This window comes from Paenarthrobacter sp. 4246 (assembly GCF_040546855.1).
GTDB lineage: Bacteria > Actinomycetota > Actinomycetes > Actinomycetales > Micrococcaceae > Arthrobacter.
The window spans coordinates 442133-460834 of record NZ_JBEPOP010000002.1 but is presented as its reverse complement, the minus strand read 5'-3'; the positions used below and the strand labels follow the sequence as shown (position 1 = coordinate 460834).

Annotated in this window: 18 protein-coding genes; 9 read left to right on the top strand and 9 right to left on the bottom strand. The window is 63.0% G+C overall.

From position 1 onward, the window contains the following. Positions 1-83: 83 nt before the first annotated feature. Together ABIE35_RS04845 and ABIE35_RS04840 are read left to right on the top strand one after the other, a co-directional pair. The gene (locus ABIE35_RS04845; RefSeq protein ID WP_354513033.1) at positions 84-1400 is read left to right on the top strand and encodes a peptidoglycan bridge formation glycyltransferase FemA/FemB family protein; all 1317 of its coding nucleotides are present in this window, start codon (positions 84-86) and stop codon (positions 1398-1400) included. A gap of 27 nt (positions 1401-1427) precedes the next feature. Continuing rightward, a complete protein-coding gene (locus ABIE35_RS04840; RefSeq protein ID WP_354512849.1) occupies positions 1428-2915 on the top strand; it encodes a threonine/serine exporter family protein in 1488 nt (495 codons plus the stop codon). A gap of 77 nt (positions 2916-2992) precedes the next feature. On the opposite strand, the gene ABIE35_RS04835 is transcribed toward ABIE35_RS04840, so the two are convergent. Both ABIE35_RS04835 and ABIE35_RS04830 read right to left on the bottom strand, forming a co-directional pair. Next, complete coding sequence (locus ABIE35_RS04835; RefSeq protein WP_354512847.1) at positions 2993-3832, bottom strand: siderophore-interacting protein; 840 nt, start codon at positions 3830-3832, stop codon at positions 2993-2995. 52 nt (positions 3833-3884) lie between these two features. After that, on the bottom strand, positions 3885-4655 hold the full coding sequence (locus ABIE35_RS04830) for a uracil-DNA glycosylase (RefSeq protein ID WP_354512844.1): 771 nt from the start codon (positions 4653-4655) through the stop codon (positions 3885-3887). Between the two features lie 106 nt (positions 4656-4761). Between ABIE35_RS04830 and ABIE35_RS04825 the strand changes: the two genes are divergently transcribed. The 5 genes from ABIE35_RS04825 to ABIE35_RS04805 all read left to right on the top strand — a co-directional run bounded on the left by ABIE35_RS04825 (position 4762) and on the right by ABIE35_RS04805 (position 9342). Beyond that, positions 4762-5097: a DUF3263 domain-containing protein gene (locus tag ABIE35_RS04825; RefSeq protein ID WP_089593893.1), complete on the top strand. Its 336-nt coding sequence runs from the start codon at positions 4762-4764 to the stop codon at positions 5095-5097. Positions 5098-5146: 49 nt separating this feature from the next. After that, positions 5147-5755, top strand: coding sequence for a LytR C-terminal domain-containing protein (locus ABIE35_RS04820; RefSeq protein ID WP_354512843.1), 609 nt, complete (start codon positions 5147-5149; stop codon positions 5753-5755). A 172-nt stretch (positions 5756-5927) separates the two neighbouring features. Further along, the gene (locus tag ABIE35_RS04815; RefSeq protein WP_011773737.1) at positions 5928-6131 is read left to right on the top strand and encodes a cold-shock protein; all 204 of its coding nucleotides are present in this window, start codon (positions 5928-5930) and stop codon (positions 6129-6131) included. A gap of 323 nt (positions 6132-6454) precedes the next feature. Then, complete coding sequence (groL, locus tag ABIE35_RS04810; protein ID WP_089593895.1) at positions 6455-8080, top strand: chaperonin GroEL; 1626 nt, start codon at positions 6455-6457, stop codon at positions 8078-8080. Positions 8081-8226: 146 nt separating this feature from the next. Further along, positions 8227-9342: an RNase H family protein gene (locus ABIE35_RS04805; protein ID WP_354512840.1), complete on the top strand. Its 1116-nt coding sequence runs from the start codon at positions 8227-8229 to the stop codon at positions 9340-9342. A gap of 206 nt (positions 9343-9548) precedes the next feature. On the opposite strand, the gene ABIE35_RS04800 is transcribed toward ABIE35_RS04805, so the two are convergent. From ABIE35_RS04800 to ABIE35_RS04785, 4 genes are all read right to left on the bottom strand, one after another. Next, positions 9549-9839, bottom strand: a complete 291-nt coding sequence (locus tag ABIE35_RS04800) for a WXG100 family type VII secretion target (RefSeq protein WP_089593897.1) — start codon at positions 9837-9839, stop codon at positions 9549-9551. Positions 9840-10023: 184 nt separating this feature from the next. After that, positions 10024-11487 (bottom strand): sensor histidine kinase, encoded by a 1464-nt coding sequence (locus tag ABIE35_RS04795; protein ID WP_354512837.1) that lies wholly within the window; start codon positions 11485-11487, stop codon positions 10024-10026. A gap of 2 nt (positions 11488-11489) precedes the next feature. Beyond that, on the bottom strand, positions 11490-12200 hold the full coding sequence (locus tag ABIE35_RS04790) for a response regulator transcription factor (RefSeq protein WP_089597209.1): 711 nt from the start codon (positions 12198-12200) through the stop codon (positions 11490-11492). Between the two features lie 68 nt (positions 12201-12268). Next, entirely contained in the window at positions 12269-12904 is a 636-nt protein-coding gene (locus ABIE35_RS04785) for a LysE/ArgO family amino acid transporter (protein ID WP_354512835.1), read from the bottom strand. 68 nt (positions 12905-12972) lie between these two features. Between ABIE35_RS04785 and ABIE35_RS04780 the strand changes: the two genes are divergently transcribed. Together ABIE35_RS04780 and ABIE35_RS04775 are read left to right on the top strand one after the other, a co-directional pair. Continuing rightward, on the top strand, positions 12973-13896 hold the full coding sequence (locus tag ABIE35_RS04780) for a LysR family transcriptional regulator ArgP (protein WP_354512833.1): 924 nt from the start codon (positions 12973-12975) through the stop codon (positions 13894-13896). Between the two features lie 69 nt (positions 13897-13965). Beyond that, complete coding sequence (locus ABIE35_RS04775) at positions 13966-14190, top strand: hypothetical protein (RefSeq protein ID WP_354512832.1); 225 nt, start codon at positions 13966-13968, stop codon at positions 14188-14190. Positions 14191-14207: 17 nt separating this feature from the next. Here the strand turns inward: ABIE35_RS04775 and ABIE35_RS04770 are convergent, their stop codons facing one another. From ABIE35_RS04770 to ABIE35_RS04760, 3 genes are all read right to left on the bottom strand, one after another. Further along, positions 14208-16346: a multicopper oxidase family protein gene (locus ABIE35_RS04770; RefSeq protein WP_354512829.1), complete on the bottom strand. Its 2139-nt coding sequence runs from the start codon at positions 16344-16346 to the stop codon at positions 14208-14210. Positions 16347-16358: 12 nt separating this feature from the next. Further along, positions 16359-16832, bottom strand: coding sequence for a hypothetical protein (locus tag ABIE35_RS04765; protein ID WP_354512827.1), 474 nt, complete (start codon positions 16830-16832; stop codon positions 16359-16361). Between the two features lie 201 nt (positions 16833-17033). Then, a complete protein-coding gene (locus tag ABIE35_RS04760; protein WP_337340901.1) occupies positions 17034-18692 on the bottom strand; it encodes a DNA repair helicase XPB in 1659 nt (552 codons plus the stop codon). Between the last annotated feature and the right edge of the window lie 10 nt (positions 18693-18702).

Below are 18702 nucleotides of genomic sequence, written 5' to 3'. Positions count from 1 at the left end.
CAGGCCCGCCCCGGCCGCCAACGGGTGCAAATCTACATCTAGGTGAGGAAATTTCTTTGACTCCGATTGAGGCTGGAACCGCCATGGAATTCGTGAATCTCAGTGACGCTGATTTCGAGACCTTTGCCAAGGGACACCCACAGGGAAGCTTCATCCAGTCCATGGACCTCACGCGATTCCAGCGTGCCCGTGGCCAGGAAGTGGAACTCTTCGGGGTCATGCAGGGCGGCAGCCTGATCGCTGCGGGAAAACTCGTCTACTCGTCCAACCGCCTGGGCTACAAGATCGCAGACTGCGCCAAGGGACCCCTGATGGACTACAGCGACCCCGCCGTGGTGCGCTTCGTCGTCGAACAGTTGAAAAAGCACGCAGCCTCGAAGAAGGCCGCTGAACTGCGGATCTCACCCAACATCCGGTACATAGCACGCGATGAAGAGGGCGCAGAGCACCCCGAGGTGGAGGACAACCGTCCCCTGTTGAAGGAATTCGAGGGGCTGGGCTTCAAGCACCAAGGCTTCGACATGAACTTCGCCAACATCAACTGGATGTTCATCAAACAGCTCGACGGCATTGCTGATTCCGAAGAGCTCATCATGGGCATGAACTACCGCACCCGCAAGGCCATCCGTAAAGCCGAGAAGAACGGCGTGTACCTGGAACAGGCCACGCTGGAAACGTTGGATGAGTTCTACAACGCGCTGAGTACCGCCGGAGATGAGAAGGGCTTCACGTACCGCGAACGCGAGTACTACGAGCAATTGCTCCGCAACACCTCGGACGAGTTCACCAAGCTCATGATGGCCAAGATCAACATTCCTGAGTACCGGGCGAACATCACGGAACGGCTGGAGGCTGAATCAAAGACCCTCGCAGACCTCAAACGTGAAGTCGAAGAGACTGGCAGCAAGAAGAAGGCCAACCGCGTCAAGGTAGTCCAGGACCTCGTGGAAAGCTATGAGCGCAGCCTCAAGGACATTGAACGTTTCCCGGACTCCGTAGGCGTGGCCACTGTGGCCGCCATCCACTTCGCATGCTCGGGCGACGAACTGGTGTGCGTCATTGGCGGCACCGTGCAGGACTATATCTACTTCAACGGCGCTACGTCCCTGTACTGGGGCATGATGCTGCACGCGCTCAACAACGGATACTCGCGCTACAACTTCTACGGCACCTTCGGCATTCAAGGCCAGGATGAGACCGGCCATGGCGGCTACGAATTCAAGAAGGGATTCGGGGGCGAGGTGGTCCAGTTGGTAGGGGACTTCGTTGCACCAGTGAACCCGCTGATCTTCCACGGCTACCACGCGGTAAGGAAGCTTGCAGGGGCCGCCCAGACAGTACTGGGACGATTGCCACTGGAGAAATTGCCGGTAGTAGGAAAATTTCGGAGGAACCTCTAATCACACAAGCCAAGGGAGGATCACCGCGTGACTGAACGCCCCGACGGGTCCGCCAGCAGGCCCCATACTGACGGGTTGCCCAAAACCCAGCCGCTCAGGCCATCCCAGGTCCGGCAAAACGTCAACGCCAAGCGTATGCTTATGCGTCTTGTCCAAGGTGACAGCCCGCCCACGGCGCCCATGAACATCGTGGACCGTTTGGCGGGAAGCCCCTATGCCAACCCCACCATCCAAGTAGTGGGAGTGGATGCTTCGGCCCGCAAGACCATCGACTTCGCCCTGCATCTGGCGGAGGTCATGTTCCGCTATGGAGCGGGCGCCCTTGAAGTTGAGACGAGCATGATCGCTGTGACGGCCGCCCTGGGCCTGAAGAACGTTGAAGTGGACATCACCAACCAGTCGGTGGCCATCAACTACGCTCCCAAGGACCAGACGCCCATCACGCTGCTGCGCGTTGTTCGATCCTGGACCAACAACTACGCCGGCTTGGCGCAGGTGCACCAGCTGGTGACTGACATAGTTGCCGGGGGAGTGGGCCGCGATGAAGCCGTGCGCCGCTTGAACGAAATCATCCGCAGTGCCAAGCCTTTCCCGCGCTGGATGGTCACCATTGCCTTCGGTATTTTCTCGGCGGTCTTCGTAGGCGTCCTGGGAGGTGGCCTGGGCGCATCCGCGGTGGCCTTCTGCTCCAATATCCTAATCAGCCTGCTCTCACGCCAGCTTGCACGGTGGCGGACAGCGGACTTCTTTAACACCATGGCGTGCGCGTTCCTGGTCACCTTTATCGCGCTGATGCTGCGGTGGGCGGGTGTGGACATTGCTCCGTCCATTGTGGTTGCCGGCGGAATCCTGCTGTTGCTGCCAACGGGTCGACTTGTCTCGTCTGTCCAAGATGCGATCAACGGCTTCCCGGTGACTGCAGCCGGCCGGTTCCTATCCACGGCGCTGACGTTCGGTGCCATCGTGGCAGGTATCGGCGTCGCCGTGGTGGTCGGAACACTGCTTGGCAGCGAGGTCCTGGACGTCACGGATACATTCCCCGATGCGTATCCCTTGTGGGGTCAGGCGATCCTGATCGCAATCGCGGTGGTGGCCATCGGTGTCACCGAACAAACGCAAATGCGTCTGTTGTTCCCGACGGCGGCAGTTGGCATAGTGGGCTTCTTCGTTCTGTGGGGAGCCGGGGCAGCCGGGCTCGGCGATCGCCTGTCACCCGCCGTCGCGGCGGTGGTCATTGGCCTGCTGGGACGTGTGGTGGCGCTCAAACTCGGAGCACCGCAGCTGGTGGTTGCAGTTCCGGCGGCGTTGATCCTGCTTCCCGGCCTCACTATATTCCGGTCAATGTATGTATTGACCGTTGAAGAGGGGGACATTCTGCTGGGTGCGGGCGGCATGCTGAACGCAGGCGCGATTGTCCTCGGCGTGGCTGCGGGCATCGTTCTGGGCGACAACCTCGCCCGGCCATTGACCAAGGGCCTGTCCAGCAACGAGCGGCGCAGGGTCCGCAGGCGATAAGTAAGAGACCACGAACGGCGCTGCCATGAGGCGGCGCCGTTCGTATTTTAAGAGCTGAAGATGTATCCGTGCCGAATCTAGATCTGTCCGACCGGAAGCTTCTTCTCGGCTTGGAACACTTCTTCCACACGGCCCTGTGCCCAGTAGCCGGACAATGACACCTGGGAACGTTCCAATCCACGCTGGACGAAGAAGATCTCACGGAGGCCCTTCATGTAACCCCGCTCGCCGTGGGCAAAAACGTCCACCCGACCGGGCAGCCATTCAGTGGTGCGCAGGGCTTCGAGCAGCAAGTCGCTGGAGCCCGCGGGTACTCCGTTGCGCTGCAACCAGTGCAGCCTCACGCCAGCGGGGGCGGAAATCGGCAGGATGTCGGCCTCATTGTCTACTTCCAGGAAGACCGTTCCGCGGGCATCGGGGGCAAGAGCCTCCACGCATGCTGCGATCGCCGGGATCGCGGCGTCGTCCCCGGCGAACAAGTACCAGTCGGCATCGGGGGCCGGGTTGTAGGCACCGCCGGGTCCTGTGAAGACCAACGAGTCGCCGGGTTCGGCTGCGGCCGCCCATGGGCCTGCCAGCCCTTCGTCGCCGTGCACCACAAAGTCGATGGCCAGCTCCTGGGCTTCAAGGTCCACCCAGCGGATGGTGTAGGTCCGGGTGTGCGGCCACAGCTCCCGCGGCATGGTCTCGCGGATGGCCCACAGGTCCAGTGGAAGCTCGTACTCGACCCCGGGCTGGGGGAAGACGATCTTGACGTAGCGGTCCACGTACTGGTTGTTCGCGTAGTCGCTGAACCCCGGTCCGCCAGCCACGATCCGCACCATGTGCGGCGAAAGGCGTTCATTCCGCAGGACCGTCAGGTTGACCTGCGGGCGGGTTGTGCGGGTGGCGGACGAAGTCACAGGGAGAGCAGACATGTAGGTAAGCCTAAGCTAATTTCCTGCACGTCCGCTGGGGATGAGTCAAAGGTTACAAGACAGGCAGTTCCCAGTTGATGGGTTCGGCGCCCTGTTCCGCAAGCAGCTCGTTACTGCGGCTGAAGGGCTTGGAGCCGAAGAATCCCCGGGAAGCCGAGAGGGGACTGGGATGGACCGACACAATTGACGGTGCTCCTTCCAGCAGCGGCAGAACGCCCTCGGCGTCCTTGCCCCAGAGGATGGCAACCAACGGGCTGCGCCGGCCCGCACCGTCCGTACGGCGTGCGACGGCGGTGACTGCCGCCGTCGTGATGGCCTCCCAACCTTTGCCGCGGTGCGAGCCGGCTTCTCCGGCAGTGACGCTGAGGACACGGTTCAGCAGGAGGACGCCTTGGCCCGTCCAGGCGCTGAGGTCGCCATGGACCCGGGGAGGTAGTCCGAGGTCGTCGTGCAGTTCCCGGTAGATATTGGTGAGGCTGCGCGGGATGGGTCGCGTCTGTGGCGAGACCGCAAAGGAAAGCCCGACGGCATGTCCCGGAGTGGGGTAAGGGTCTTGGCCCAGGATCAGTACTTTGACGTCTGCCAGCGGCTGCTGGAAGGCGCGCAGAAGGTGGCCGGCCGACGGAAGGACGTGGCTCCCGTTCTTGGCTTGGGTCGCGACGAAGCCCAGGGCGCTTCGCAGTTCCCCTTCCACGGGCCGCAGGGCATCGGCCCAGTCGGGGGCCATCAGTTCTTCCAGTGGGCGGTCAGGGAGCTCGGCAAAACCGGTCTGGTCCAGGTCGGCCGGCTCAAGGTCAAAGAGTGCATCCTCGCCATTCACCACGCCATTGTCTCCCGCGCAATCCCGGACCGGCGAATGACAGCGTTGTTATTCGCCCGTAACATAGGGGTAGGACATTTTCCCCCAACACGCGTCGAAGGAGTGTGCCGTGGCAGAACCAGCACCAGAACCGATGGCGCCGCAGTCAACAGGGTTTGCCCTTGCAGACCTTGCGGCAGGGATCCGCAGTGACTCTCCGCTCAGCGAACGGGACCAGCAGATGTTGGCACTGGAACGGCAGTGGTGGAAGTACTCAGGGGCCAAGGAACAAGCCATCCGTGAGCTGTTCGATCTCTCGGCAACACATTACTACCAGATCCTCAACGCGCTGATAGATACCGAAGACGCGTTGGCCCACGATCCCATGCTCGTCAAGAGATTGCGTAGACTACGTACGTCCCGCCAGCGTGCGCGGACGGCACGTCGCTTGGGGTCCGACGCGTAAATCGCCAGGCTGATCTGTCAGCAGCAACCAGCAAGGACAACGCTTCACCATGACCAAATATGCCAAGGACGAATTCGACCAGGTCCCGCAGAACACCTCCCGGCAGGGAGTTCACCGGGATGCCCAGGAAACCACGCGCCCCACGTTGTGGCCGGTCCTGACAGTTGGGGCTGTGGCCCTGGTTCTGGGGTTGGTGGCCTTCCTGGTCCTTCCGAACCTCGGCGTGGTGGCTCCCAATGCAGCGCCCAGCGTCTCGACGCCGGCGCCGCAGCAGACTGGTTCGTCGCCATCGGCGGCACCGAGCGAATCCAGCAGTGCACCGTCCGCATCCAGCGAGCCGACACCGTCAGAGAGCCCGTCTGCAACTCCGTCCTCCGCGCCAGTGGACAAGTCCATCCCGGTTGCCGTGTACAACGGTGCCGGCACCGCTGGGCTGGCTGGCCGCGTCGCCGGCCTGGTGGAAGCCGACGGCTGGACACTGAGCACCGTGGGCAACTGGGGCGGCCTGCCGCAGCAGACATCCGTGATCTTCTACAACGCGCCTGAGCAGAAGGTCAACGCCGAGGCATTGGGCACCTTGTTGGGCATCCAGACCATCCTTGAATCGCCCGAGGTGCAGCAGCAGTTGGTGGTTGTGGCAGGACCGGGCTACCAGTAAAGCTCCGGCCTTCCCGGTGGCCTTGAAGCCCCAACTCGGTTAAGCCTCAATAACAAAAGTGATGCCCCGGGCCTCCATGGGAGCGCCGGCATAGTGACTGTGGTTACAGTGGATTGATTCCGGTACGGAGATCCCGGCAACCGGTCTTGGCTACTGCGAAAGTGTGGGCATCATGGCATTGGGAACCGTGAAATGGTTCAACGCCGAAAAAGGCTACGGATTCATCACTGTGGATGAGTCGGGTGACGACGTCTTCGTACACTGGTCCGCCATCCAAATGGACGGCTTCCGCGCCCTTGAAGAGGGCCAGCGGGTTGAGTTCGAACTGGGTGAGGGGCAAAAGGGTCCGCAAGCCGAAGGTGTGCGCGTCGCATAGCTCCTTGTGGGGTTTCGCTTCATCTCCGTCAGCCCTCGGCTGAAAGCCCTTTGTTTATAGAGCAAAGTGGCATCTCTGCTTGCACTCTCCCCGGTCGAGTGCTAATTATTGATTTAGCACTCCTATGGTTCGACTGCTAAGTTCAGGCCGGGTTACCCCGGCGCTGTGCGGTGTTCGTTCCAGCGGAGGATCAAGAAACACCTTGGTGGGGTGAGGTCCGGAGCGCGGGGCATACAGAGGCCGCGAGCGAAGGACCGTCCGTCGCGGGCACCCCATCTGACAGGTACCTTCTTAACGACTGTCCCGAAAGGACTACCGCCGTTATGGCCAAGATCATTGCATTTGATGAAGAGGCACGCCGCGGCCTCGAGCGGGGCCTGAACATCCTCGCAGACGCCGTCAAGGTCACCCTCGGCCCGCGTGGACGCAACGTCGTCCTCGAAAAGAAGTGGGGCGCCCCCACGATCACCAACGATGGCGTTTCCATCGCCAAGGAGATCGAACTGGACGACCCCTACGAGAAGATCGGTGCAGAACTGGTCAAGGAAGTTGCCAAGAAGACGGATGACGTCGCTGGCGACGGTACTACCACTGCAACCGTCCTCGCCCAGGCACTGGTGAAGGAAGGCCTGCGCAACGTTGCCGCCGGCGCCGACCCGCTGTCCCTCAAGCGCGGCATCGAGAAGGCTGTTGAGGCAGTCATCAGCGAACTGCTGGCCTCCGCCAAGGAGATCGAAACCAAGGAAGAGATCGCAGCCACGGCTTCCATCTCCGCCGGTGACCCGGAAATCGGCAGCCTCATCGCCGAAGCCCTGGACAAGGTGGGCAAGGAAGGCGTCATCACGGTCGAGGAATCCAACACCTTCGGCCTGGAGCTCGAGCTCACCGAGGGCATGCGCTTCGACAAGGGCTACATCTCCGCTTACTTCGTCACCGACGCAGAGCGCCAGGAAACGGTCCTCGAAGACCCGTACATCCTGATCGTCAACTCCAAGATCTCCAACGTGAAGGAACTTGTCACGGTTCTGGAGAAGGTCATGCAGTCCAACAAGCCGCTGCTGATCATCGCCGAAGACATCGAGGGCGAGGCCCTGGCCACCCTGATCGTCAACAAGATCCGTGGCACCTTCAAGTCCGTCGCCGTCAAGGCTCCGGGCTTCGGTGACCGCCGCAAGGCGCAGCTGGCCGACATTGCCATCCTCACCGGTGGCCAGGTCATCTCCGAAGAAGTTGGCCTCAAGCTCGAAAACGCTGGTCTGGAACTCCTCGGCACCGCCCGCAAGGTCGTTGTCACCAAGGACGAGACCACCATCGTTGAAGGTGCCGGCGACGCCGAGCAGATCGCAGGCCGTGTGGCCCAGATCCGCGCCGAGATCGAGAACTCCGACTCCGACTACGACCGCGAGAAGCTGCAGGAACGCCTGGCCAAGCTGGCCGGCGGCGTTGCAGTTATCAAGGCCGGTGCCGCAACCGAAGTTGAGCTCAAGGAACGCAAGCACCGCATTGAGGACGCAGTCCGCAACGCCAAGGCTGCTGTTGAAGAAGGCATCGTTGCCGGTGGTGGCGTAGCCCTCATCCAGGCCGGCGCCAAGGCATTCGCCAACCTCACCCTCCAGGGTGACGAGGCAACGGGTGCCAACATCGTCAAGGTTGCCATCGACGCTCCGCTCAAGCAGATCGCCTTCAACGCCGGCCTCGAGCCCGGCGTTGTAGTGGACAAGGTTCGTGGCCTGCCTTCCGGCCACGGCCTGAACGCTGCCACGGGCGTCTACGAAGACCTTCTGGCTGCCGGTGTGAACGACCCCGTAAAGGTCACCCGCTCGGCTCTCCAGAACGCTGCTTCCATCGCTGGTCTGTTCCTGACCACCGAGGCTGTAGTTGCCGACAAGCCTGAGAAGAACGCTCCGGCTGCCGGCGGCGACGACATGGGCGGCATGGGCGGCTTCTAAGCCCCCACGCTGTAGCAATACAGCGCCCAAGCGTCACGCTTTAGAGCAAACGACGGCGGTCCCCACCTGGTGGGGACCGCCGTTTTGCTTTTTGGTCGGGGCCTATCACGGATTCAGTGTCGGTGGGGTCTGGCAGGATTAAGGTCATGACGATTATTGCTGCCGCCGATGGGTCCGCCCTCGGCAATCCTGGGCCGGCCGGTTGGGCCTGGTACGTTGATGACTCCTGTTGGCGCGCAGGAGGTTGGCCGCACGGCACCAACAACCAAGGTGAACTCATGGCCGTCCTGGACCTGTTCCGCTCCACGGCACATGTGCCGGAGGAAGAACTGCTGATCCTTTGCGACAGCCAGTACGTCATCAACTGCATCAGCAAGTGGATGCCGGGATGGAAGCGCAAAGGCTGGCGCAAAGCCGACGGCAAGCCTGTGCTGAACGTGGACCTTCTCAAGGACATTGACCAAGCGATTGTTGGCCGAAAGTACAAGTTCGAATGGGTCAAAGGGCACGCCGGACACGACCTCAACGAGGCTGCCGATGAGCGTGCACGCGCCGCAGCGACGGCCTACCAGCAGGGTGTCGCCCACCGCAGCGGCCCAGGGTTTCCTGGCGCGCGGGACCAGGCACAGCCGGATGCCAGGGCAAGCGAGCAAGGATCCGCTCAGGCGCAGCTGCAGACAGAGCCGCTGGAACAAACGCATCGCCGGGCTGCAGAGCCCGTTGGTGCAGGGGCACCGGCCGCAGGCGCAGCTGCTGCCTCCATGGGGTCGGCGAACGTTTCCAGAACATCAGTTGGTTCCGTCCCCGCGAAGGCCGAGCGCGCCTCCCGACCCCATTTTGAGCCGACGCTCTTTGGAGAGTCCGGGATCTTTGGCCAGCCTGATCTCTTCAGCGAACTCGAGGATCCTTCCGCCCAGGAGCTCTCCGCCGAGGAGACGGTGCTGGCCTTGGAACGGGAACTGCTTCGGCCGGATGTTCGTGCTGACATTGGCAGGATCGGAGTGCTGCTCCACCCCGACTTCGCCGAGATCGGCAGCTCGGGACGGTTCTGGACCCGGGACGCCATGATGATGGCCTTGGAAGAGGATCCCGGCGAACCCACTGACCTGGAGCTGCTCAGCGCCGACCGTCTCAGCGAGAACACCATCCTGCTGAACTATCGCAGCCTCGCCCACACGGGTTCAGCGCTGCGCAGCTCCGTTTGGGTGTTGGACCGTGGCCAATGGCGGCTCCGGTTCCACCAAGGGACCCTGGAAAGCTAAGGACGCTGGAGAGCCAGGGACTCTGGAAAGCTAAGGACGCTGGAGAGCCAGGGACTCTGGAAAGCTAGGGACGCTGGAGAGCCGTGGAAGCTTGAGGCAGGGGACTCCGGAGGGCCGGGGATTCTCATCCTCAGACTCATGACCTGCAGGGCCGGCATGCACAGGGGGAAGACAGCCGGCCCCGCAGGAGCTCATGGGTGGGAAGGTTAGTAGGCGAAGCGCTGGGTGTTTCCCTGCTCCACCTCGGAGTAACTCGCTGCGGCCGAGGACAACGCCAGGTTGATGGACGCGAGCGAGGCCTCCACTTTGCCCTGGGTAATGGACCATTCAAGGACCAAGGACTGGAAGTTGGTGGCGGCAGATCCGCGCCACGTGGCCTCGAGTTCGTCCAGGCCCCGTTTCATGGTCAGCACATCAGAACTGATGCGATCCACGGTTCCTTTGACATTGGCCGATTTGAGCTGAAGCAACTCGGTATCGACGGAGATGACGCTCATGGGTGGTGCCTTTCGACGAAGATGTTCCGCGGGTTGCGGTGGGATGCGTGGGCCACACCATCGACCCTAGGCACCCGCCTGCAGCCCCGAAACACAGCTTCGCCGTTATGTGGACAACTGCCGGACGACACAGTTATGTGGACAACCTTGCGCGACAGAGGACCGACCACGCAGAACAGCAGCGCTAGCTGGATACCAGCTCGGCCGGCTCCTCACGGAACGGAAGGCTGACCACCATAGTGGCTCCGCCGCCGTCGGTCTCCGTGACCCGGACGGTACCGCCATGGGAGCCCACGATAGCGGCGACAATCGCGAGACCCAGTCCACTGCCGCCCGTCTCCCGGGTGCGCGACGTATCCGCGCGGTAGAACCGTTCGAAGATCTTGTTGGTTTCCTCATCCGGAATACCGGGACCATGATCGCGGATCTCTATCACCGAGAACGATCCCTCAGGTGTAGTCCGAACGCCGACGGCAAGTTCGATGGGGCTTCCGTCTGGTGTGTACCTCAACGCGTTGCCCACCAGGTTCCCAATGACTTGGCGCAGTTTGGCTTCGTCGCCTTGGACAGGAGCAGCAGTGGGGGAGGCTCCGTCGAGTCCTGTGAGAGTGATGCTGCGGTCCCCGAAGGAGGCCTTGGTGTCCACCATGGCGTCGTGGGCGAGGAGTTGCAGGTCCACGGGCTTGAGTTGAAGCGGCCGCTGCTCGTCCAAGCGGGCCAGCATCAACAGGTCTTCCACCATGGAGCCCATGCGCTTGGCTTCGCTTTCGATTCTGCCCATGGCCATCGCGATGTCTTCCTGCGACGTCAGGGCGCCGTGGCGGTAGAGCTCCGAGAAGCCACGGATGGTCACCAAGGGCGTGCGCAGTTCATGGGAAGCATCCGCCGCGAAGCGGCGCATCCGCCCTTCGGAAGCCGCACGGGCCGCGAAGGAGGCCTCAATGTGCGCGAGCATGGCGTTCAGGGAACCGCCGAGCCTGCCGACTTCGGTGTGGGGATTGTCGATGTCCACACGCCGGGAGAGATCTCCCGCAGCGATGGCAGCAGCCGTCTTTTCCACCTTGGCCAAGGGGCGGAAGGACCGGGCCACAGTCCAGGTGGCGATGAAGAAGGCCAGTACAAGCGTCAGCAGACCTACGCCTACCACTACCAGGACGGCGTGCTCCATCACTTTGTCTACCGGGGTGAGTGGCAGTCCGATGATGACCACGCCGTTTTGCCCATTGGCCACCACGCCAACGGCAACTACACGCCAGTTGGTGCCTGCTGTGCCTCTGACCTGGAAGGGGGTATTGCCACGCTGTTTGGCCTCGGTCGAGGTGATGTTGGAGATTGCGGGACGGTCAGTCTGGCTTCCGCCGAACGGGTAGGGATCAAGCCCGGGTACGTACAGCGTCAGAGAGTAGTCCGTGGGCACGGCGGAGTCGTTGGGCGCGGTGGGGTTGGGCTGGGACAACTTGTCAAAAGACTGTTGGTCCTGCGCCAGCGCGACGGCGGCCTTGAGTTTGTCGTCCACCTGACCCTGGAGGTAGCTCTTGACGAGCGTCAACGTGCCCGCGCCCGTCGCCGCCAGGGCCAACAGGAGCAGGCCCATGATGATGGCGACGAGCTGCGACCTCAGGGACGCCGACTTCCAGCGTTGCAGCAAGGTCAGCGCTTCTCTGCCGTTCGCAGCACGTAGCCCACGCCGCGCTTGGTCTGGATGAGGGCGGCAGCATCGGGATCGATGTCCACTTTGCGGCGCAGGTAGGAAATGTAGGACTCAACGATCGAGGCGTCACCGTTGAAGTCGTATTCCCAGACGTGGTCCAGGATCTGGGCCTTGGAAAGTACCCGGTTGGGGTTCAGCATGAGGTAGCGCAGGAGCTTGAACTCGGTGGGGGACAGCTCGATGACGGTGCCGCCGCGGCGGACCTCGTGGGCGTCGTCGTCGAGTTCAAGATCGTCGACGCGGATCACGGCGTCGTCGTCTTCCAGCGGCTGCGTGCGGCGGAGGACGGCGCGGATGCGTGCCACCACTTCGTCGAGGCTGAACGGCTTGGTGACGTAGTCGTCCCCGCCCACGGTCAGGCCGGTGACCTTGTCCTCGGTGTCATCCTTCGCGGTCAGGAACAGGACGGGGAAGTGCTTGCCGGCGGCGCGGAGGCGACGCGTCACCGTAAACCCATCCATGTCCGGGAGCATGACGTCCAGGACAGCGAGGTCCGGAGAATGGAGATCGGCTGCCGCGAGGGCTTCGCGGCCATTGGACGCGGCAACGACCTCGAAACCTGCAAAGCGCAGGGACGTGGAGAGCAGCTCGCGGATGTTGGGTTCGTCATCGACGACAAGGAGCTTGGCTTCGGGGCCGTTCTTTTTCATGACATCCATGATGCTCCCAGAAACTGGGAGTTCTCTGGATGCTGCATGTGAGCGGACTGCGTGGCTGGTTACGCACCCAACGCCAAGCCCGCGCCCAGCGTCACCATGGTTACGGCGATACCGCCGTCCAGGAACCGCCACGACAGGGGGCGCGCAAAGAAGCCGCGGAGAAAGCGGGCACCGAAGCCCAGCGAGCAGAACCAGAGGATGCTGCCCAGCATGGCGCCGGCGCCGAACCACCACTGCTGGGGCGTGCCCTGCGCGCTTGCGATGGAACCCAAAAGGGCAATGTCCAGGTAGACGTGCGGGTTGAGCCAGGTCAGCGCCAGGACGGTGGTGACGGCTGCCGCGAGGCCGCGTTTCGCGCCGCCGTCGTGGGCTGGTCCGTCGCTGGCAGTCAGCGACTGCGGACGCAACGCCCGCTTGGCGGCCATCAGGCCGTACGTCACCAGGAATGCGGCCCCCACATAGCGGAGAACGACGACGGCGGCCGGAGCTGCCGTAATGAGGGCGCCGGTGCCAAGGACACCGGCAGCGATCAGTACGGCGTCGGACAACGCGCAGACAGCAACTATGGGGACGATGTGCTCGCCGCGGATTCCTTGCCGCAGCACGAAAGCGTTCTGGGCGCCGATGGCGACGATAAGGGCAAGGCCGGTGGCCAGGCCGAGGCCTGCGGAATGGAAGAAGTCGATAAAGGTCACTCTTCGAAACTACGGTTCAGCCCATGTTTAGACCAGCTAATGATTCTGTTGCCACGTAAGATTCTCTTATGCCCCAGTTTCCTTCCGAGCAGCTGCTCACCTTCGCCACCGTCCTCTCTGAAGGCACGCTTGATGCCGCAGCCCGCCTCCTGCACATCACTCCCTCAGCGGTGTCCCAGCGGTTGAAGGCCTTGGAACAATCAGCGGGCCGGGTGCTGCTGCACCGGAGCAATCCTGCCCAAGCCACTGAAGCGGGAGAGGTGGTTCTCCGATTGGCCCGCCAAGTGGCCCAGTTGGAGGCGGACGCAGGCAGGGAACTCGGCCTGGGCTCCGACGGTGCTCAACTTGCCGTGCCGATCGTGGTCAACGCGGACTCGCTGGCGGTATGGTTCCTGCCGGCGCTTGCCCGGATCCCCCGGGAACTCAACATCACCTTCGATCTTCACCGGGACGATGAACAGCACTCCACCTCGCTCCTTCGCTCCGGGACGGTGATGGCGGCTGTGACGGCAACCCCGGAGCCCGTGCAAGGGTGCCGTGTGGAAAGCCTGGGAGTCATGAGGTACCGCGCTGTGGCTGCCCCGGACTTTGTGGGAAGGTGGTTCCCCGATTTTCCCGAAGGGCTGGACAGGGCCGCCCTCAATGCAGCCCCCACGGTGGATTTCGACCGCAAGGACACCTACCAGTGGGCCTTCGTGCAGTCCTGGCCCGGGGAAACCGCTGAGCCGGGCGCAGAACGACGGGGGCCGCGCCACTATGTTCCGGCATCCCACGATTTTGGTGATGCGATCCGGCTTGGCCTGGGCTGGGGACTGATCCCGGAAGTCCAGTGCGGACCGGACATTGCCGACGGCCGCCTGATCGAACTCGCCCCGGAGAGGCCTTTTGACGTGCCGCTCTACTGGCAGCGATGGAAGACCGCATCCAGGGTTTTGGACATTCTGAGCGAGACGGTCCGCGAGGTGTCCGGTCAATACCTGGCCAGATCCTGAGAACTGCTAAATCCGAACACGCCCAAGGATGCTTCCAAAAATGTCAGTGCCCCGTTCCACACTTAAAACATGGCAAACACAGCAGCTCCAGTCAGCATTCACCAGCAGCAGGACACGGCGGACACAGAGTTCCACGTGACGTACATGGACAGCGATACGGGTCGCGTCCGGCGGGAGGACTTCCACGAACTCGCGGCGGCCGAGCGCTTCGCCAGTGCCCAGCTCCGCGACGAGGACTGCTGGGCGGTGGTGGACCACGTCGCCATCAAGCACACCACCCGGATGGTTGCTTAGGCATTACACCGCCTGCATTATTCAGGCCGGTTGTGGGAATGGCCGCCCTGGATAAACGGCGATGACACACCCTGGTACTTCAGCAGCATCATCATTCCCTCGGCGGCATGATCCAGGTTGTGGCAGTGATCCATCCAGATCCCGGGATTGTCGGCGTGGAGCAGCAGCTCCCACACTTCGCCCGGCAGAACGTCCACGGTGTCCAGGACGAGCGGAGACCCGGTGGGCGCAACTCCGTCCCTGCTGAGGACCTGGACGTGGTGTCCGTGGGGATGCATGGGGTGGGGATCGGCGGTACGGTTCACGACCGTCACTTTCACGGTGTCCCCGAGGGCTACGTCAATGGAGGGCACCAACGGGTAGGCGGCCCCATTCACAGTGAACGCATAGCGCGGGATGCCATCGACAAAACGGAACTGCCGGTCCAGGACAATCACTTCTTCCCGGGTGATGGCAACCTCTGCATCAGCCTTTGTCCCGACCAATGGTTTGCCATAGTCCAGCAGGTCGAGCACAGGCGTGGTGTTGAAGACACCCGGCGGCCCTTTCTCAGGGACGTCCATCTCAGCGGTACCCGGGTCCGAGCCATCCGATGGAGCAACCACCACCACGGCGCTGGACGCGGCGTCGGAGCGCAGGGTCACGGGGCTGTCCGGCATGGTGAAGGCGATGTCCACCCTGCCACCGGCCCCGAGGCGAACCAGCTTGCCGGATACGTCCCCGGGCTGGTTCACGTCGGTTCCGTCCACGGCAGCAGCCTTGAAGGACGTGCCTTCCACAAGGTAGCGCTGCGGCAGGGAATCGGTGTTGATGAGCCGAATCCTGACGCTCGATCCCAGTGTGGCCGAGTACATGCTCTTGCGGTCTGAGGAGCCCAGCAACCCCAGACCGCTGAGGTCGTGTCCGGCCACCACGATGTCCGTTTCTGAGCGGGACACTGTGGGATCGTGCACGACGAAGGCGCCGTAGAGGCCCTTGCGGACCCCCTCGGCTGAATCCTGGTGGGTGTGATACCAGTAAGTGCCGGCTTGGGCGGCAGTAAAGCGATAGGTCATGGACTGCCCGGGCATCACAGCATCCTGGGTTGCTCCGGCTACTCCGTCCATGGCATTGGGAACGTCGTACCCGTGCCAGTGCAGGGTGACACCGGCAGCCACATCACGATTCTTGAGCTCCACCTCCATCACCTCGCCCAACGTGGCTTCCAACGCAGGGCCCGGAAGGCTGCCGAACGTCCAGGCTTCCGTGCGCTGACCGGACGGCAGCGTCATCTGCTCCACCCGGGCCGTGAGTTCGTAGCGCCGAACCACGGGATTGGCAGGGGTCTCGCCCAGAAGGCTGGTTACGGGCGTCGGATCCGCAACGGACGCGGCGTTGCCGTCCTCGTGATGCCTGACGGCGGCCGCGATCACCGCACCGTCCGCTGACCGGCTCCCCAGCCAAGCAAAGACTCCGGAGCCCAAAGCGGTACAGGCCATGAGTCCGGCTACTGCGGCAGCCGCCGTCGGACGCCTGCCCCATCGGGGAGCGCCGCTGGTGCGATCCTTAGGTCTCGCCGCAACGTCGCCCTCAACTCCGTTTCCTGTCCGGTTGAGGCGGCGGGGCGTGAACAGCGCGAGCTTGGCCAGCAGCACCGTCAGCGCCGTCAGCGCCAGTAGCACCGCGAGGCTCCACGGTGCCGGGAACGGTCCCAGGATGAACGTCAGGGCGAGCGAAGCCACAGCCGACGCCGCTGCGGCCACCATGGCCAGGACTGCCCACTCCCGGGACCGGACCGAATGTTCCCGGCGCGGGCGTGCCGGTATTGTCCCATCAAGGGTGGAGCCGGTGTTCCGCCTCCTCAGCAAGTACGGAACACCGGCCAGCGCGGCCCAAGCCGCGGGGATGGCGGTCAGAGGCAGGTTGATGGTTGTGCGTTCGCTGGCGAACCACCAACTGCCTGCCACCAAAGCAGGAAGTAAGGCATAACGCGCCACCGTCAATGCGACGGCGACACCCACCACCAGCACGCCCAGGCCGGCTGCCCGTGACGCGGCCACATTGCGGTTGGTGGTGGACCGGGAGGGGGAAACAGTCAACCAAACAGCGGTGATCCAGGCGCCGGCCGAGAGGACGGACAACACCAGGTCGACCGCCAGCAGCTGCGAGGTGGTCACAGCTGCCGTTGGTCAGGCTGTGGAGGGCGACGTTGAAGCATCCGAGGATGCAGCTTTGGGAGGCAGCGGTTGTGGGTTGAGGGCTGCCACCCGGGCGCGGTTGAACAGCCAGTACGACATGAAGATCATCATCACGCCGACGATGGGGTGGATTGAGACAACCCACGAGCCCGCCGGGGTGATGAATTCCGGCGAAGAACCGGTCAGCATGCCGCCGATGATGAAAATGAACAGCTGGAGCCACGTCAGCAGGAAAATGCCTGCAGCCAACCAGATCGTCCGGGATCCCATCCGGGCAATGGCAGCGACGATGGCGGCCAGCAGTGCTGAATAGCGGAGTACGTACTGTCCGTTCACCGCGTGGTAGACGCCCGCTTCACGCTGGGCTTCGATGGTGTTCTGGAAATGGAAGTATCCGGCGAAGAACAGCTGTGCGAGTGCTGACAGCAGGACGATCGCGGAGAGGACCAAGAGGGCTTTGCGCATGGGGAATCCTCTGGTGGAATTTCTCAGATTCTTCTAGGCCTTCGAACCGCCGGCTCCCTGGCTGCGGGCTTCCCCCACCGCCGACGGCTGGCCGCCTGGATGCCTGGACCGGGGGCAACCATTAAGGGCGGAGAGCTTCACTTGGAATCGTAAAGTTGCTGGAGATGAATAGCAAGGGTTTGACGCTTCACACCAGCGCTTTTACTGTTCCTGCCCCACGTCCTTGCCCACATCCTTGGCATCCATGATCCGGTAGGCGTAGCCCTGTTCGGCCAGGAAACGCTGCCGTTTGGCAGCGAAATCCTGGTCCAGGGTGTCACGGGCCACCAACGAATAGAAGCGGGCAGCGCGGCCGTCCTGCTTGGGCCGCAGGAGCCGGCCCAGCCGCTGTGCCTCTTCCTGGCGTGAGCCGAACGAGCCCGACACCTGGATGGCCACTGACGCTTCCGGAAGGTCGATGGAGAAGTTGGCCACCTTGGACACCACCAACGTGTGGATCTCACCCTTGCGGAAGGCGTCAAAAAGTTTCTGCCGTGCTTTGACGGTGGTTTCGCCCTTGATCAGGGGAGCGTCCAAGCGCTCGGCGATCTCATCCAACTGGTCGATGTACTGGCCGATCACCAGCAGCTGTTCGCCTTTGTGGACCGCTACGAGGTCTTCCACCAACTTGGTCTTGGTTTCCGAGGTTGCGCAGAGCCTGTACTTGTCCGCGTCATCGGCCATGGCGTAAGCCACCCGTTCGTCGCGGGGCAGATCCACGCGGACTTCCACGCAGTCTGCGGGTGCGATGTAGCCCTGCGCTTCAATGTCCTTCCACGGTGCGTCGTAACGCTTGGGCCCAATGAGGCTGAAGACCTCACCCTCCCGGCCGTCTTCCCGTACCAAGGTGGCTGTGAGGCCCAGGCGGCGCCGGGCCTGGAGGTCGGCGGTCATGCGGAAGATCGGGGCGGGCAGGAGGTGGACCTCGTCGTAAATGATGAGTCCCCAGTCGTGCCCGTCCACGAGTTCCAAGTGCGGGTAAAGCCCGCCGCGCTTGGTGGTGAGGACCTGGTACGTAGCGATCGTGACAGGCCGGACTTCCTTGACGGCTCCGGAATATTCGCCGATCTCGTCTTCGGTCAGGGAGGTCCGCTTGAGCAGCTCGTCCTTCCACTGCCGGGCAGAGACGGTGTTGGTGACCAGGATTAGTGTGGTGGTGGAGGACGTCGCCATTGCGGCCGCGCCCACCAGTGTCTTACCGGCACCACAGGGGAGTACGACGACGCCGCTGCCGCCGGCCCAGAAGTTCTCCGTGGCCAGCTTCTGGTACGGGCGCAGCTGCCAGCCGCTCTCGTCCAGCATGATGAGGTGGGGCTGCCCGTCCACGTACCCGGCCAGGTCTTCGGCAGGCCAGCCGAGTTTGAGCAGCAGCTGCTTCAATTGGCCCCGCTGCGAGGAGTGCACCACCACTGTTTCGCCATCGATTCTGGGCCCCAGCAGGGGAGCGATCTTCTTGGCACGGATGACTTCTTCAAGCACAGGGTAGTCGTCGGTGCGCATCACCAGGCCGTGCTGGGCATCTTTCTCCAGGCGCAGCCGCCCGTAGCGGGACATGGTCTCTGCGATGTCGATCAGCAGGGCGTGTGGCACGGGGAAGCGGGAGTACTTCAGCAAGGTGTCCAGCACCTGCTCGGCGTCCAGCCCCGCGGCCCGCGCGTTCCAGAGGCCCAATGGTGTCAGCCGGTAGCTGTGCATGTGCTCGGGGGCGCGTTCCAACTCTGCAAAGGCCGCGATCGCGTGCCGGGCCTCGGTAGCGAGCTCGTGGTCCACTTCCAGCAGGATGGTCTTGTCACTTTGTACGATCAGCGGACCGTCGGTCACTGTTGAATCC